This window comes from Reyranella soli, assembly GCF_007992495.1.
GTDB lineage: Bacteria > Pseudomonadota > Alphaproteobacteria > Reyranellales > Reyranellaceae > Reyranella > Reyranella soli.
This window is the reverse complement of the sequence record NZ_BKAJ01000071.1, coordinates 1-15,407: the sequence shown is the minus strand read 5'-3', so window position 1 is coordinate 15,407 and position 15,407 is coordinate 1. Positions and strand designations below refer to the sequence as shown.

Annotated in this window: 17 protein-coding genes; 7 read left to right on the top strand and 10 right to left on the bottom strand. The window is 65.5% G+C overall.

Annotation, left to right across the window (positions count from 1 at the left end; translation table 11 throughout):
- Window positions 1–9: 9 nt before the first annotated feature.
- From RSO01_RS19910 to RSO01_RS19895, 4 genes are all read right to left on the bottom strand, one after another.
- Complete coding sequence (locus RSO01_RS19910) at window positions 10–258, bottom strand: hypothetical protein (protein WP_147151124.1); 249 nt, start codon at window positions 256–258, stop codon at window positions 10–12.
- Between the two features lie 23 nt (window positions 259–281).
- Window positions 282–524 (bottom strand): hypothetical protein, encoded by a 243-nt coding sequence (locus tag RSO01_RS19905; protein ID WP_147151122.1) that lies wholly within the window; start codon window positions 522–524, stop codon window positions 282–284.
- A gap of 82 nt (window positions 525–606) precedes the next feature.
- Window positions 607–2,301 carry a 2-isopropylmalate synthase gene (gene leuA / locus RSO01_RS19900; protein ID WP_147151120.1) on the bottom strand — a complete coding sequence of 565 codons (1,695 nt, stop codon included), beginning with the start codon at window positions 2,299–2,301 and terminating at the stop codon, window positions 607–609.
- Between the two features lie 296 nt (window positions 2,302–2,597).
- The gene (locus tag RSO01_RS19895) at window positions 2,598–2,915 is read right to left on the bottom strand and encodes a hypothetical protein (protein ID WP_147151118.1); all 318 of its coding nucleotides are present in this window, start codon (window positions 2,913–2,915) and stop codon (window positions 2,598–2,600) included.
- A 164-nt stretch (window positions 2,916–3,079) separates the two neighbouring features.
- Between RSO01_RS19895 and RSO01_RS19890 the strand changes: the two genes are divergently transcribed.
- From RSO01_RS19890 to RSO01_RS19875, 4 genes are all read left to right on the top strand, one after another.
- Entirely contained in the window at window positions 3,080–4,273 is a 1,194-nt protein-coding gene (locus RSO01_RS19890) for a CaiB/BaiF CoA transferase family protein (RefSeq protein WP_147151116.1), read from the top strand.
- 35 nt (window positions 4,274–4,308) lie between these two features.
- The gene (locus RSO01_RS19885) at window positions 4,309–5,295 is read left to right on the top strand and encodes a Bug family tripartite tricarboxylate transporter substrate binding protein (protein ID WP_147151115.1); all 987 of its coding nucleotides are present in this window, start codon (window positions 4,309–4,311) and stop codon (window positions 5,293–5,295) included.
- Window positions 5,296–5,596: 301 nt separating this feature from the next.
- Window positions 5,597–6,586, top strand: a complete 990-nt coding sequence (locus RSO01_RS19880; protein WP_147151113.1) for a Bug family tripartite tricarboxylate transporter substrate binding protein — start codon at window positions 5,597–5,599, stop codon at window positions 6,584–6,586.
- A gap of 222 nt (window positions 6,587–6,808) precedes the next feature.
- Window positions 6,809–7,519, top strand: coding sequence for a hypothetical protein (locus RSO01_RS19875; RefSeq protein ID WP_147151111.1), 711 nt, complete (start codon window positions 6,809–6,811; stop codon window positions 7,517–7,519).
- A 53-nt stretch (window positions 7,520–7,572) separates the two neighbouring features.
- On the opposite strand, the gene RSO01_RS19870 is transcribed toward RSO01_RS19875, so the two are convergent.
- Both RSO01_RS19870 and RSO01_RS19865 read right to left on the bottom strand, forming a co-directional pair.
- On the bottom strand, window positions 7,573–8,013 hold the full coding sequence (locus RSO01_RS19870) for a DUF2852 domain-containing protein (protein ID WP_147151109.1): 441 nt from the start codon (window positions 8,011–8,013) through the stop codon (window positions 7,573–7,575).
- 87 nt (window positions 8,014–8,100) lie between these two features.
- Window positions 8,101–8,739: a TetR/AcrR family transcriptional regulator gene (locus RSO01_RS19865; RefSeq protein WP_147151107.1), complete on the bottom strand. Its 639-nt coding sequence runs from the start codon at window positions 8,737–8,739 to the stop codon at window positions 8,101–8,103.
- A 70-nt stretch (window positions 8,740–8,809) separates the two neighbouring features.
- Here RSO01_RS19865 and RSO01_RS19860 point away from each other — a divergent pair, with 70 nt between their 5' ends.
- Window positions 8,810–9,877 carry an LLM class flavin-dependent oxidoreductase gene (locus RSO01_RS19860; RefSeq protein ID WP_170303205.1) on the top strand — a complete coding sequence of 356 codons (1,068 nt, stop codon included), beginning with the start codon at window positions 8,810–8,812 and terminating at the stop codon, window positions 9,875–9,877.
- On the opposite strand, the gene RSO01_RS19855 is transcribed toward RSO01_RS19860, so the two are convergent.
- Window positions 9,878–11,395, bottom strand: coding sequence for a UbiD family decarboxylase (locus tag RSO01_RS19855; protein WP_147151103.1), 1,518 nt, complete (start codon window positions 11,393–11,395; stop codon window positions 9,878–9,880).
- Between the two features lie 95 nt (window positions 11,396–11,490).
- Here RSO01_RS19855 and RSO01_RS19850 point away from each other — a divergent pair, with 95 nt between their 5' ends.
- Window positions 11,491–12,219 carry a hypothetical protein gene (locus RSO01_RS19850; protein ID WP_147151101.1) on the top strand — a complete coding sequence of 243 codons (729 nt, stop codon included), beginning with the start codon at window positions 11,491–11,493 and terminating at the stop codon, window positions 12,217–12,219.
- A 202-nt stretch (window positions 12,220–12,421) separates the two neighbouring features.
- Window positions 12,422–13,156, top strand: coding sequence for a DUF899 family protein (locus tag RSO01_RS19845; protein WP_147151099.1), 735 nt, complete (start codon window positions 12,422–12,424; stop codon window positions 13,154–13,156).
- A 113-nt stretch (window positions 13,157–13,269) separates the two neighbouring features.
- Here the strand turns inward: RSO01_RS19845 and RSO01_RS19840 are convergent, their stop codons facing one another.
- The 3 genes from RSO01_RS19840 to RSO01_RS19830 all read right to left on the bottom strand — a co-directional run bounded on the left by RSO01_RS19840 (window position 13,270) and on the right by RSO01_RS19830 (window position 15,243).
- Window positions 13,270–13,737 (bottom strand): CreA family protein, encoded by a 468-nt coding sequence (locus tag RSO01_RS19840; RefSeq protein WP_147151097.1) that lies wholly within the window; start codon window positions 13,735–13,737, stop codon window positions 13,270–13,272.
- Window positions 13,738–13,758: 21 nt separating this feature from the next.
- Complete coding sequence (locus tag RSO01_RS19835) at window positions 13,759–14,499, bottom strand: hypothetical protein (protein WP_147151095.1); 741 nt, start codon at window positions 14,497–14,499, stop codon at window positions 13,759–13,761.
- Window positions 14,500–14,571: 72 nt separating this feature from the next.
- Entirely contained in the window at window positions 14,572–15,243 is a 672-nt protein-coding gene (locus RSO01_RS19830; protein ID WP_147151093.1) for a class I SAM-dependent methyltransferase, read from the bottom strand.
- Window positions 15,244–15,407: the final 164 nt, after the last annotated feature.

Here is a 15,407-nt window from a genome sequence, read left to right as displayed (position 1 = left end):
CAACCGACCTCACCGGGCGTAGGCGATGCCCGCCCTGGTTTCGGCGATCGCGGAATCGACGAAGCCGATCGCACGGTCGCGATGGCCGCCCTTGTTGGCCTCGGCCTTGACCAGGCTGGCGCGCGCCGCCTGCAACTGGCCCAACGCTTCCTGCATGTTGGGCTGGGCCGCCATGGCGATGCAGGCGCCGGCGATCGTGCCGATGGTGATGCCGGTGACCAGGATTGCGATCGGCGACTTGGAAAAAGAGCGAAGCATGGAGTGGTCCTCTCGGTGGCGTGTCAGTTGCCGGCGTAGGCGATGCCGTTCTCGGTTTCGGAGATCGCAGCGTTGACGAAGTTGATGGCGCGCTCGCGATGGCCGCCCTTGTTGGGCCGCGCCTGGATCAGCTCGGCCTTCGCCGCCTGCAGCGAGCTCAAGGCCGCCTGCATGTTGGGCTGATTGGCCCCCGCGGTGCAGGCCACTGCCAAGCCGCCGATGATTATGCCGGTAAGTACATAGACGGCGGGAGCGAAACGATGCATGCGAACCTCCAGATAGACAAAGAGCGGGCGGGAAGTTCCCGCCCGCTCTGATGGTAGAGCGCGTCGCTGTTGGACGGAATCCCTATTTGGCGACAACCGACCGATTGGCCGCCGACGTCACCGCTTTCAACGAAGCGGTAACAATGTTTGAGTCCATGCCGACGCCCCAGAGCACGCGGCCGTCGCTCGTTTCAGCTTCGATGAAGCTGACCGCCTGGGCGTCGGAGCCGGCGCCGGTGGCGTGCTGGTGATAGTCGCGCACCCGGATGCCAACGCCGCAGTTCTTGCCCAGGGCATCGACATAGCCCGCGATCGGGCCGTTGCCGCGGCCGCTGATCTTCTGGTCCTTGCCGTTGAACTTCACCTGGGCATCGAGAAGACGCACGTCGGGATGGCCGGGCTCGGGCACCGTGGTGTGGCTGACGAAGTCGACCGGTGTGCGGTTCTCGAGGTACTCCTTGCGGAAGGTGTCCCAGATCAGCGCCGGCTGGATCTCCTTGCCGGTCTCGTCGGCGATCTGCTGGATCACCTTGGAGAACTCGACCTGGAGAAGACGCGGCATGTCGATGCCGTAGTCGGTCTTCAGGATGTAGGCGATGCCGCCTTTGCCCGACTGGCTGTTGATGCGGATGATCGCCTCGTAGCTGCGGCCGAGATCGGCCGGGTCGATCGGCAGGTAGGGCACCTCCCAGACCTTGCTGTTCGAGGCCTCGAGCGCCTTGAAGCCCTTGTTGATGGCGTCCTGGTGCGAGCCCGAGAAGGCCGTGAACACCAGGTCGCCGCCATAGGGATGGCGTGGATGGACCGGCAGCTGGTTGCAGTACTCGACCGTCTGGCGGATCTCGTTGATGTTGGAGAAGTCGACCTCCGGATCGACACCCTGGGTGAACATGTTGAGGCCCAGGGTCACCAGGTCGACATTGCCGGTGCGCTCGCCGTTGCCGAACAGGCAGCCTTCGATGCGGTCGGCGCCGGCCATGTAGCCGAGCTCGGCCGCCGCCACGCCGGTGCCGCGGTCGTTGTGCGGATGCAGGCTCAGGATCATGGCATCGCGGTACTTGAAGTTGCGATGGCACCATTCGATCTGGTCGGCGTAGATGTTGGCCGAGGCCATCTCGACCGTCGCCGGCAGGTTGATGATCACCTTGTGCTGCGGTGTCGGCTGGTAGACGTCGCAGACCGCGGCGCAGATGTCGCGCGCGAACTCGAGCTCGGTGCCGGTGAAGCTCTCGGGCGAATACTCGTAGACCCATTCGGTCTTGGGATCGGCATCGGCGAGCTTCTTGACCAGCTTGGCGCCCGACACGGCGATGTCGATGATGCCGCTATAGTCCATGCCGAACACGACGCGGCGCTGCAGCGTCGAGGTCGAGTTGTAGAGATGGACGATGACGCGCTTGGCGCCGCGGCAGGCCTCGAAGGTGCGCTCGATCAGCTCGGGACGGCTCTGCGTCAGCACCTGGATGGTGACGTCGTCCGGGATCATCTTCTGCTCGATCAACTCGCGCACGAAGTCGAAATCGGTCTCCGACGCCGCCGGAAAGCCGACCTCGATCTCCTTGAAGCCCATCTGGCAGAGCAGCTTGAACATCCGCGTCTTGCGATCGGAATCCATCGGCTCGATCAGCGCCTGGTTGCCGTCCCGGAGGTCCACCGCGCACCAGATCGGCGCCTTGGTGATGACCTTGGACGGCCATTGTCGGTTGGGCAGGTCGATAGGCTTGAAGGGTACGTACTTCTCGCCCGCGGTCGGCATCATGGGTTTCTGGGGTGACATCGATAGACTCCTCGCGCCGCGCACGGCCAAACGGCTACTGGGCAACCCCTTTTGGGGCGAACACTGCGATAGATACGGAGAGGGTGGCGGCGACTGGTGGATTGTATGAGACGAACGACAAGCGATCCGCAGGGCCCCGGGAGGCCCGGAGCGGCGGATCAGCCAATAAGTCGAAGCGTCGTCAGTCGCAGCATGGGCGCCACAATAGGGCGCAAACGGCAGGAGTCAACTGGCCCGAAACCTCCCCCCTCGCGGGGGCTGCAAAGGGGGAGGCAGGGCCGGTGCGCGGGTGAGTGCTAGCGCATCGGGAAGCTGAAGTTGAAGTTCACGCTGGGATCCTGGTGGTAGCCGCCACCACCGCCGTAACCGTAGGCCGGGACCAGCGGAGCCACCGGCGCCAGCACCACCGGACGGGCGGGGGCGATGTAGACCGGGCGTTCGCGTTCGACGATCACACGCGATGGCCGGTCCCAGTCGCGCGAATGCTTCCAATGATGCTTGTGCTCCCAGCGATCCCACTTGTCGTAGTCATGGGCGCTGGCCTGGGCGGCAACGAGCAAGCTGGAGCCCGCGATCGCCGCGGCCAGGATGGTCTTCATCGCTACTCCACGCATTACAGCCTCCTGTTTGGTCGGGGGTGACGTTGCGCGTCTCCCGATGCAAAGGGGTACGTGGAAGTTCGCGACGGCATCCATTCTGCAGCCGGTGACCGATCTGTGGCCGGCCCGGGGGTGGGTGTGCTAGTCGGATGGAAACACTGGAAGAAGAGGAAGCGTACATGGCGGGTCCATTGGCCGGCGTTCGGATTCTCGATTGCACGACCGTCGTGCTGGGACCGTGGGCGGCGCAGCAATTGGGCGATCTCGGCGCCGATGTGGTGAAAATCGAGCCGCCCGAGGGCGACACCACGCGCCAGCTCGGGCCGGCGCGCAATCCCGGCATGGCGGCGTTCTATCTTGGCTGCAATCGCTCCAAGCGCTCGATCGTGCTCGACCTCAAGCAGGACGCCGGCCGCAATGCGCTGTTCAAGCTGGCCGAGACCGCCGACGTGCTGATGCACAACTATCGGCCCGAGCCGGCCAAGCGCCTGGGCGTGGAATACGAGGCCTTCGAGAAGATCAATCCGCGCCTGGTCTACCTCGCGACCTACGGCTACCGCTCGGCCGGCCCGATGGGGCCGAAGGCGGCGTACGACGACATCATCCAGGCAGGCTCGGGGCTGGCCGCGCTGCAGAGCGTCGTGGCGGGCCAGCCCCGCTTTCTGCCGACCATCGTCGCCGACAAGACCAGCTCCAACGGCGTGGTCTCCGCCCTGCTGGCCGCCCTGTTCGCGCGCGAGCGCACGGGCAAGGGCCAGGCGGTCGAAGTGCCGATGTACGAAACGCTGGTCTCGTTCGTGATGGTCGAGCATCTCTACGGCGAGACCTTTCGGCCGGCGCTCGAGACGGCCGGCTACAAGCGCGTGCTCAACAAGGAGCGGCGGCCCTATCCCTCGAAGGACGGCTTCTTCGCCCTGCTGCCCTATACCGACGGGCACTGGAAGGAGTTCTGCGGCCTGGTCGGCCGGCCCGATCTCGCGGCGGATGCGCGCTTCACCTCGCTCGCCAATCGCCTGAAAAACGTCGAGCACTATTACGCGACCCTGGCCGAGATCTGCGCCACGCGCACCAACGCCGAATGGGTCGAACTGCTCAAGACCTCGAACGTGCCGCACGGACCGGTCAACACGCTCGACGACCTGTTCGTCGATCCGCAGCTTCAGGCGACCGGCTTCTGGAAGGAAGTCGATCATCCGACCGAGGGCAAGCTGCGCATGCCCGACATCCCGCCGCGCTTCAGCAAGACCAAGCCCGAGGTGACTCGCCTACAGCCGCGGCTCGGCGAGCACAGCGTCGAGATCCTGCGCGAGGCCGGCTTTACCGCCGCCGAAATCGACGCCATGCTGAAATCGGGCGCGACCAAGACGGCGTAGAAGACTGTCACGGCGGGCGCGTCCGGGAGGCAGAGATGATTGTTCGCCCGACGCGGCGCGACGTGTTGCGCTACGGTTCGACAGCGGCGCTGGCGGCATTCCCGGCGCCAGTCATTGCGCAGGCTTGGCCCAACAAGCCGATCAAGATCATCGTCACCTATCCGGCTGGCGGGCTGACCGACGTCTTCGCCCGCGCCTACGGCGAATATGTCGGCCAGAAAGTCGGCCAGCCGGTCGTGGTTGAGAACAAGACGGGTGCCGCCGGCGCGATCGGCGCGGAGATGGTGAAGAGCGCGCCGGCCGACGGCTACACGCTGATGTTCACCAACTCCACGACGATGGTTCAGAACAAGGTGCTGTTCAAGAAACTGCCATACGATCCCGACAAGGACTTCGCCCTGGTCGCCTGGTTCAACACCGGCCACCTGCCGACCATCATCAACAAGGACGTGCCGGCCAAGACCATTCCCGAGTTCGCCGCCTGGGCGCGCGATCGCAAGGTATCGCTCGCGACCTACGGCACCGGCTCCTACGCCCACGTCGTGGCCGAGCAGCTCAACCGCCACTACGGGCTCAAGATGGAAGCGGTCCACTACCGGGGCGAGGCGCTGATGTGGCAGGACGTGGCGTCCGGCGCGGTCCAGGGCGCCAGCGGCAGCTACGCCTCGGCGAGCGCCGTGCTGCAGTCGGGGGCCGGCCGGCCGATCGCCGTGCCCACCATGGAGCGCATGAAGAAGCTCCCGGACGTGCCGACCTTCTACGAGCAGGGCCTCACCGAGAAGGCCTTCCAGGTGCGCGGCTGGGTCGGCTGCTGTGCGCCCGCGGGCACGCCCGAGGAGATCGTGCAGAAACTGTCCGATCTCATGGTCGAAGGCGGCAAGACCGAGCGCATCCAGAAGATCATCGACACCTTCGGCATCGACGAGGCGGCCCGCGACCGCGTCTTCTTCAAGAAGATCCTCGACGAGGAAGGGCCGGTCCTGATCGAGGTCGTCAAGAGCTTGAACATCGAGCCGCAATAACCCGGACTCATTGGAGCTCGGACCACCAGGTCCGCTCATGGGTCTTCGTCTTCCGGACCGCGCGCTTGGTCGCGTCTGACGCGACCCAGCGCGCTCATGAATCATGAGCGAGCTGGAAGCTCGCGGTCCAGAAGAGCATGAGCGGACCTGGAGGTCCGCGCTCCAAGGAACGAAGTCGCCATATATTCGCCGGCGGACCGCCTTTACGGTCCCTGAATTAGCAGCCATGCTAAACGCTTGGCGCGAGCAAGAACGGTCAAGACCGTCGTCAATCAAAAGACGCGCCGCAGGGAGGATGTTCATGATCGTGCGTGCGTCGCGTCGCGAGTTGCTGCGCTATGGTTCCGCCGCCGCTGCGTTGGCCGCTCTTCCGGCCCCGGCCATCGCCCAGGCCTGGCCAAGCAAGCCCATCAGGATCATCTGCGGCTACCCGGCTGGTGGCCTCACCGACACGTTCGCGCGCGCCTACGGCGAGGCGATTTCGCAGAAGACCGGCCAGCCGGTCACGGTGGAGAACAAGGCGGGCGCCTCGGGCGCCATCGCCGCCGAGCAGGTCAAGAGCGCGCCCCCCGACGGCCACACGCTGATGTGGACGATCTCGACCACGATGATCATGAACAAGGTGCTGTTCAAGAAGCTGCCCTACGACCCCGACAAGGATTTCGTGCCGATCTCATGGATGGACGCGGGCCACCTGCCGACCATCGTCAACAAGAACGTGCCGGCCAACAACATCAAGGAGTTCGCCGCGTACGCCCGCAACAACAAGGTCAGCTTGGGCACCTACGGCGCGGGCTCCTACAGCCATTGCGCCGTCGAGGCGCTGAACCGCTCGCTCGAGCTCAAGATGGAAGCCGTCCACTATCGCGGCGAGGCGCCGATGTGGATCGACGTCGGCTCCGGTGCGGTGCAGGGCGGCAGCGGCAGCTACGCCGCGGCGGCGGGCGTGCTGCAAAGCGGCAACGGCCGGGCGATCGCCGTCCCGACCAACACACGCATGCGCAAGCTGCCCGATGTCGCCACGTTCCTGGAGCAGGGGATCAACGACAAGGCCTTCCAGGTGCAGGGCTTCATCTGCCTGGTCGGGCCGGCCGCGATGCCCAAGGACATCGTGATCAAGCTTTCCGACATGATGGTCGAGGCGGGCAAGAGCGAGCGCATCCAGAAGATCCTCGACACCTTCGGCATCGACACGGCGGCCCAGGACCATGTCTTCTTCGAGAAGGTCCTGGCGGAGCAGGGACCGGTCTGGATCGAGCTGGTGAAGAGCCTCAACATCGAGCCGCAATAGGCGTCATTAAGCTTCCCATAGAATATCCTGTGTGGAATTCTATTGTGGATAGTGTTCCCTGAGGGGCCTGCAACGCTGTCCTGCGCAACGGAAATGTCGATGCGCGCGCTGTCAGTCAGGTATTTGCTTTCGGTGGTTTGCGCGGGTTCAAATTCCGCCTAGAACAACTGGAAGTGGCAGAGGCGGATCACCGCCCGGACAAGCAAAAAGGACCCCTCGTTCATGGCCCTCGACGTCTATGTCGGGTCGCTCACGCGCTACTATGCCGGTGAGTGGGAAAATGTTTCGGAGAGAACGGCTCGCGAGCGCGGCACGCAGTTCCGCATCGGGCGCCGTGTCGGCTCCGGCGACCCGGAGCCGGATATCCAGGAAATCCTCCAGGCGATCCTCACCTGGCGCGTCGAGCTCAACCAGTCACTCGACACCCGCATCGCCCAGCCGCTCGACTGGAGCGAGGACCTCGATGCGCCCTACTACACGGGCCGCCCGGGATGGGACGGCTTCGGATCGCTGGTTCTGTGGGCAGCCTACGCCGAGCACCCGGCGATGCGCCTGCCGGCCACCCTGCCCGAGGAATGGGACAACGATCCCGTCCTGATGCGCAGCAACGTCGCGGGCTTTCGCTCGCGCTACTCCCACCTCGTGCACAACGTCGAGCTGTGGCTGCCCAACCCGTTCGAATTCACCTTCGAGGGCGAGGATGTCGACGGCCGGCGCGTGGTCGTGGGCTCGACGGCGACCTTGCGGCGTCAGCTCGAGGAGCTCAATGCCGCGACCTGGAAGGCGAACGCCGACACCGTCACTCTCTGGGGGCGCGATGCGCTCGCCGACAATGCGCCGCTCGAGCAGAACGCCCGCTATGCCTTCGCCGTGCTGCTCGATCTCGCTGAGCGGTCGGTCGAGCTCAGGCTGCCGATGAAGCTTGACTATTGACCACGAAAAACCCCTCCCGTCGGGGGCGACGGGAGGGGCGGAGAGCCGGCTGTTTAAACGGAGGGAGTCGGAGCCGGCGGTTCGGCGGCGGGCGGCCGGTTGCGGCGCTCGTTCATGAAGTCGTCGAACTCGGCGCGGTCCTTGGCGGCGCGCAGCCGGTCGAGGAAGTCGCGGAACTCGCGCTGCTCCTCGTCGAGCTTGCGCAGCGTCTCCTCGCGGTACTCGTCAAAGGCGACGTTGCCGCTGCTCGGGCCGCCCCAGCGATGACGACGCTTCCAGGCGCGCCATTCCTCGCGCGCTTCGCGACGGGCTTCGCGGCCATCAGGTCCGGACCAGTGGCCATAACGGCGAGAGCAAAACATGCGTCCACTCCATTTCAGGTAGATGAGAAGGGCGAGGCCGATCGGCCAGAAGAGGATGAAGCTCACGACCAGAAGGGCGATCCAGGCGGGCTTCGGGATGTCGTCCAGTCGTTCCATCAAGCTGCCCGTCATGGCGGGGCTCCCTCGTTTGCGCGTTAACGGATGTAAATGTTAACGACATTTACATTGGGCATCGTGGCCCGCGGAGTCAAGGGCCGGTCAGACTTTTTGGGGAAAACCCAATCCCTGTAGGTAAATGAGCATTTGCGATTCCAGCAGCTCCTCGGCCGTCATCGGCAGGGTGCGGCGGCCGGCGTCGCCGCGGCCGAACAGCGAGGCTATGCCGTGCGCCATCGCCCAGACATGCAGGCTCATCATCAGGGCCGGCGGCCGCTTGCCGGCCGGTAGCAGGGCCACCAGGGCATCGGCGGCGCTGCGCAGCACGCCAAAGGCGCGATCGGCGGCGGCGCGCAGATCTGCATTGAGATCGGGCGGCAGGCCTGACTCGAACATGGCGGCGTAGTAGGCGGGCTCGGCGCGGGCGAAGGCGAGATAGGCCTTGCCGACATTGTTGAAGGCGGTGAGTGCATCCGGTTTGCCGCCTGCCCAGCCGGTCGACAGCATGGCCTCGAAGCGCTGGAAGCCCTCGCGCGCCACGTCGGCCAGCAGGGCCTCGCGATCGCGGAAATGGCGATAGGGGGCGGCCGCACTGACGCCCGCCGAGCGAGCGGCATCGGCGAAGGTAAAGCCTGCCGGGCCTTTCTCCTTGATGAGTTCGCGCGCGGCCTGGATCAGCGCTTCGCGCAGATTGCCATGGTGATAGCCCCGCTCCTCGCGATCGCGCTTTTTCCAGCTCATGTTAAGGGAGTTTACATCGCCGCCGGTCCATCCCACAACGGACGCACCAAGCTCGCAGGGGAGGGATGACGTGCAATTGTGGATGACCACCGTGGCCTCGGCGCGCGGCGCCGCGCGCACCGCGCAGGAAATCGAGGCCGCCGGCTGGGACGGCATGCTGGTCGTCGATTCGCAGAACCTGTCGGGCGATCCCTATGTCGCCCTGGCGTTGGCTGCCACGACAACGACCGGGCTGGGGCTGGGCACCGGCGTCACCAACTCGGTGACGCGCCATGCCGCGGCGACGGCGACCGCCATCACCAGCGTCAACCGCGTCTCGGGCGGCCGCGCCGTGCTGGGCATCGGCCGCGGTGATTCGGCCCTGGCCCATCTTGGCCGCGCGCCGGCGCGACTGTCCCAGTTCGAGCGCTATCTGCGCCAGCTCCAGACCTACCTCAAGGGCGAGGCCGTCGCCTTCGACGACATCGATATCCCGTCCGACGTGGCGCCGCCGATGTCGGGACTGCACCTGCACGACGCGCCGCCGTCGAGCCGCATCGCCTGGATCGCGGGCGGCGCCAAGGTGCCGGTCGAGGTCGCGGCCAGCGGCCCCAAGGTGATCGCCATCGCCGCCCTTCTGGCCGACCGCGTGATGTTCGCGCTGGGCGCCGACGTCGAGCGCCTGACGTGGGGCATTGCGCTGGCGAAGAAGACGCGCAAGGAGGCGGGTCTCGATCCCGACGGCATCACCTTCGGCGCCTATCTCAATCTCGGCTGCCACACCGACATGGATGTCGCCCGCAGCCTGGTGCGCGGCGGCCTCACGACCTTCGCGCGCTTCTCGGTGATGCACGGCAAGACCGAGGTGCCGACCTCAGCCGGTGACCAGCAGGTGCTCAAGGCGCTGCACAGCAACTACGACATGAAGGCGCATACAAGAGGCGACTCCCGCCAGGCGACGACGCTCACCGACGACTTCGTCGACCGCATGGCCATTGTTGGCCCACCCGAACGCTGCATCGAGCGCCTGAAGGAGGTGCAAGCCCTCGGACTCGACAAGGTGGCAATCAGCGGCGCGACGCGAGGCGCCGCGGAAGCGGACGCAGCGGTCGGACGAAAGCTCGTCGCGGAGAACGTGCTGACCGGAATGCGGCGCTGATCAGCGCCAGATCTTCTTCCCGCTGCCCGGCAACCCGAGCTCGCTCCACATCGCATCGACCTTGTCGATGACGGCCTGATCCATGCGGATCTGGCGGCCCCATTCGCGGTTGGTCTCGCCGGGGAACTTGGTCGTTGCGTCGAGGCCGATCTTCGATCCCAGGCCCGACACCGGGCTGGCGAAGTCGAGATAGTCGATCGGCGTGTTCTCGATCACGGTGATGTCGCGCGCCGGGTCCATGCGCGTGCTCACCGCCCACATCACGTCCTTCCAGTTGCGCGCGTCGATGTCGGCGTCCACCACGACCACCCACTTGGTGTACATGAACTGCCGCAGATAGCTCCACACGCCCATCATCACGCGCTTGGCGTGGCCGGCGTAGGCCTTCTTCATCGACACCACGGCGATGCGGTAGGAGCAGCCTTCGGGCGGCAGCCAGAAATCGACGATCTCGGGGAACTGCTGCTGGAAGAGGGGGATGAACACCTCGTTCAGCGCCTCGCCCAGCACGCTCGGCTCGTCGGGTGGCCGGCCGGTGAAGGTCGAGAGGTAGATCGGATTGCGCCGCATGGTGATGGCGCTCAGCGTGAACACGGGAAAGCGCTCGACGCTGTTGTAGTAGCCGGTGTGATCGCCGAAGGGGCCTTCGTCACCGTAGTCGTCGAGGCTGACATGGCCTTCCAGCACGATCTCGGCCTCGGCCGGCACCTTCAACGGCACGGTCCGGCAGTCGACCAGTTCGACCTTCTTGCCGCGCAGCAGGCCGGCGAACTGGTACTCCGACAGGGTGTCGGGTACCGGCGTCACGGCGGCGAGGATGGTGCCGGGATCGGCGCCGATCACGACGGCGGCGGGCAGGGGCTCGCGCTTGCCGGCGCCTTTCCAGCGTTGGTGATGCTGCGCCCCGCCGCGATGCTTCAGCCAGCGCATCAACGTCGTGTTCTTCCCGGTCACCTGCAGGCGATAGATGCCGAGGTTGAAGCTGTCCTGCTTGTCGCCTTTCGGGTTGGGGCCCTGGGTGACGACCAGCGGCCAGGTGATGAGCGGCGCGGGCTCGCCCGGCCAGCAGGTCTGGATGGGCAGGCGGCCAAGGTCGATGTCGTCGCCGCTGAGCACGATCTCCTGGCAGGGCGCGCTGTTGATGGTGCGCGGCTTCATCGCCATGACGGTGCGCAGCATGGGCAGCATGTCGAGCGCCTCGCGCCAGCCGCCGGGTGGCTCGGGCTGGCGCAGGAAGGCCAGCGTCTCGCCGACCTGGCGCAGCTCATGCGGTTCGCGGTCCATGCCCCACGCGACGCGCTCGACAGTGCCGAACAGATTGACCAGCACCGGAATGTCCGAGCGCGTGCCGTCGGCCCGCACCACGTTCTCGAACAGCACCGCCGGGCCCTTCTCGGCCAGCAGGCGGGTCTGGATCTCGGTCATCTCCAGGTGCGGCGAGACCGGCGCCTTGACGCGCACCAGCCGGCCACTTTGTTCCAGCCGGGCAATGAAATCCCGAAGCGAGGCGTAAGGCATGGCGATCCATAATGACCGGGCCGGCGGGAATCAAACAGGTTCAACACAACTATCCAGTGTGATACAGGCGATTGCCGCAATCTCGGTTGAGGATCATGTCGCGGACGGCCATTCCAACGGAGTTCGAGGACCTGCTGAGCGCTACGGGCCGGCGGGTGCTGGCGGGCGCTCACCCGCTTTGCGGTGCGCTGGCCAATCCCCGGACGCGCTTCCTGGCAAAAGCGGACCTGATCGACCGCTCCAAGGCCGAGCGCGTGCGGCGGGCGCTTGAGGCGTCGCTGGTCGACGAGCTCGAGCTCATGGAGCGGCCGATTCCGCCTGAAAGCATCTCCGCCATGCGCCACGACTACGGCGAGCTGCTGCCCAAGACCAGCCGCGCGCGCACGATCTATTTCGAGAGCCGGCGCGAGCGCGGCGTGAAAGCGGCAGAGCGCATCGGGCTTGCGCGCATGATGCGGTCGGCCTCCTTCCGCGCCTTCGCCGAAGCACTGGTGGGCCGCCGCCTCGCTGCTGGCTGGGGCCTGCAGGTGCTGCGCTACGGCCCGGGCGACTATGCCGGCCCGCACAACGACCATCATCCCGAGAACAAGGATGCGCGCTCGGGCTACATCGACTTGCACCTCAGCCTGTGCTCACAGGGCGTCGCCCACCAATGGCTGGTCTACAGCCGGGCCGGTCATTTCAGTGAGATCGTGTCGGTGGCGCAGCCGGCGACGGTGACGGCCTATCGCCTGCCGTTCTGGCACTACACGACGCCGCTGGTCGCCAAGCGCGGGAAAGATGCGGCGCGCTGGGTGCTGCTGGGAACCTTCCTGTATCGTTGACGGGTGGATCGATGAAGGCCTTGTTCCGATGGCAGCCTGGGCGTCGGCGGCGTGTACGACGTGTTGATCAAGTCGCGCGTGGTGGCGCATATCCCCTATGTCGAAGTCCGCACCGTCGGGCTGGCTATTGCCTATGCAGTGTTGGGCTGTGGCTATGGCACGCCCAAGGCAACCGAACGGGGCCGTGGGTCGTTTCGGCGAAATGAACCAGAGCCTAGAGCACCTGCACTTCCCCAACGAAAGCACCTCTTACCGTCAGGCGCGCAACGCCTTGCTGCAGGAGGAAATGGAGCTGCGCCGGCACATCGAGCGTGTTGCCCAGCAGCGCCGCGCCCTGCCGAAGGGCGGCGAGATCCCTGAGGACTATGTCTTCGAGGGCAAGCGGCCGAGCGGCAGGACTGGACGCCTCAAGCTCTCGGAGCTGTTCGCGCCGGGCAAGGAGACGCTCGCGGTCTACAGCTTCATGTTCGGGCCGGAGCGCGCCGAACCATGTCCCGGCTGCACGCACTTCCTCGATGGGCTGGATGGCGCGGCGCTCCATATCTGCCAGCGCATCAACCTCGTCGTTGTGGCGAAGTCACCGTTCAAGCGTTTGCAGGATCTCGCCAAGCAGCGCGGCTGGCAGCATCTGCGGCTGTTGTCGACGGCGGACAACACCTACGACCGCGACTACTACGGCGATTCGACGGCTCTGTCGGAGGCCATGCGCGACCAGCAGGAGTTCAAGCCCGGCGAAGAATGGGACATGCCGATCCTGAACGTGTTCCGGCGCGAAGAAGACGGAACGATCCGGCACTTCTGGGCGTCTGAGCTCCTGTACGTGCCGGCCGAGCCCGGCCAGGAGTATCGCCACAACGACCTTGTAGACCCGCTGTGGAACATGTTCGACGTCACCCCGGAAGGCCGTGGCGACTTCCAGCCGAAGGTTAAATACTGATTGGTCTTGCCGGACCGCGGACCTCCAGGTCCGCTCATGAATCATGAGCGAGCCGAAGGCTCGCGGTCCGGAAGAGTATGAGCGGGCCTGGAGGCCCCCGGTCCGGCAAGAATCTACCGGAAGCCGATCGGTACGACGCTGATCGAGTTCTGCGGGCTGCCTTCGATGATGCGGTCGGTGTAGGTGAGATAGACCAGTGCGCGGCGCTTTGCGTCGAAGAAGCGCACGACCTGGGTGGTCTTGAAGATCAGCGAGGCGCGCTCGCTGAACACCTCGTGCGGGCTTTTGACCTTCTCGACCTTGTCGGCGTCGATCGGCGCCACCTGGTGGCAGGAGATCGAGGCATAGGGCGGATCCTCGGCCAGGCCCAGCGCGCCCTTGATACCGCCGGTGCGAGCGCGCGAGATGTAGCAGGTGACACCGGATATGTCGGGATCGTCGAACGCTTCCACGACGATCTTGTCGTTGGGACCGAGCCACTTGAAGCGGTAGCCGACCGAGCCGATGTCCTCGGCCCATGCTGGGGCCCACGCCGGCAGCGCCAGCAACGACAGAAGCGTGACGAGAATAGTTCGGCGCATGATCCGCTGCTCCCTGGGGGGTCAGGCGGCGCGCAATCCTTCCTTCGGAACCTCGCCGCCCGCTTCCTTCACCGCCTCACGATACTCTTTTTCGGAGTTGAAGGGCGCGATCTTGGGATAGTCCTTCTTCTTGCCCGGCCGGATGTTGCCGGTCGAGGGCTCGACGATCAGCAGCTCGCCCTGGCGGCCGAGCAGGGGGATTTCGCGCTTCCAGCGCGAATAGACACGGCGCGCCGAGGCGGAGAAGTCGACGTAGGTCGTGAACTCGCTGTGGTCCTTGATGAACAGCGCCTCGTAGGTGGCGACGAACTGCTCGACGAAGGCGCGGTCGACGATCTCGAGATTGGACATCATCCAGCAGCGATCCTCGAACACCCAGTAGGTGCCGATGCCGACGAACTCCTTCTGCCGCGTCAGGTAGGGATAGAAGGGGAAGCCGCGGCAGGCGATGGTGCGGTTGTCGCGCTCGCAATGGCGCGCGCCCTTGCAATGGATGGCCATGCAGTCGCTGGTCAGCTCGGCCACGATCTGCCGGGTGGCATAGTCGTAGGGCTTGAACTTCGACCACAGGTCGGTGCGGGTCTTCAGCAGGTCGAACTCGACCTTGTGGACCACCGGCACGGCGTTCTGGGTCGAGCAGCACACCGGCTCCCCGCCATTGAGGGGCGCGCACTTGCGGCCGCAATCGAAGCGCGACACCGGTGCGGTGAAGCCCTCATAAAGAGTGGCGAAGTCCTGTGGCTTGATGGTTGCCTTGGGCATGGCCACGCGGTGTTACTCGAATTGATTATGAAAGAACAGTTAAGGAATTGTGTCGGCCTTGGCTAGGCCTGCCTATAGGTGAGGCAACACCTGCCAGACGACGGTCTCCCGCATGCCGCGGTTCTCGAGCTGAAGGGAGGTCGGAATCTCATAGCGGGCGCGCTCCAGAAGGCCCTGGGCGCTGAAGTAATTGCGGCCTGGATCGCCGAGCAACACCAGGCGACCGAGGCGCGCGTGGCTGCGCAGCCATGCCAAGGCACGCGCCGACATGTCGCGCTCGTAGCAGACGTCGCCTGCGATCACCACGTCGGCAGCAGGGGCTCCATCGGGTCCGGCCAGCCAGTCTTCGGTGCTGACCTCGAAAGACAGCACATTGGCTTTGGCATTCAGCTGGGCCGCCACCAGCGACAGGGCGTCGATGTCGTTCGCCAGCACGGACGCCGCACCGGCGCGCGCCGCCGCCATCGAGGAGACGCCGGAACCGGCGGCAAAATCGATCACGCGCTTGCCGCGCACCTGGTCAGGATTGTCCAGAAGATAGCGCGCGATCGCCTGGCCGCCCGGCCAGCAGAAGGCCCAGTAGGGCGGATCGATGTTCTGCTCCTCCAGCCACGCCTCGGTGGCCTGCCAGATCGGCACGTATTCGCTGGCCAGCCACAGCTTGAACTCCGGCACCATGGCGGGCGCCTCGAGGGCGGTGTTGGCGCGGATGAAGCCTTCGGGATCGGCGGGGAGGCGGGACATCCGGCTACCACTTCATCTCCTCCCCCGTCATACGGGGGAGGATACAGGAGGGGGAAAGCCCCAGGGGTGATCTATCGAAGTATCGATCATTCTGATCTGAAACTGGCCTAAGCGCGGACTGTGGCTTGCCCCCTCCTTTATCCTCCCCCGTATGACGGGGGAGG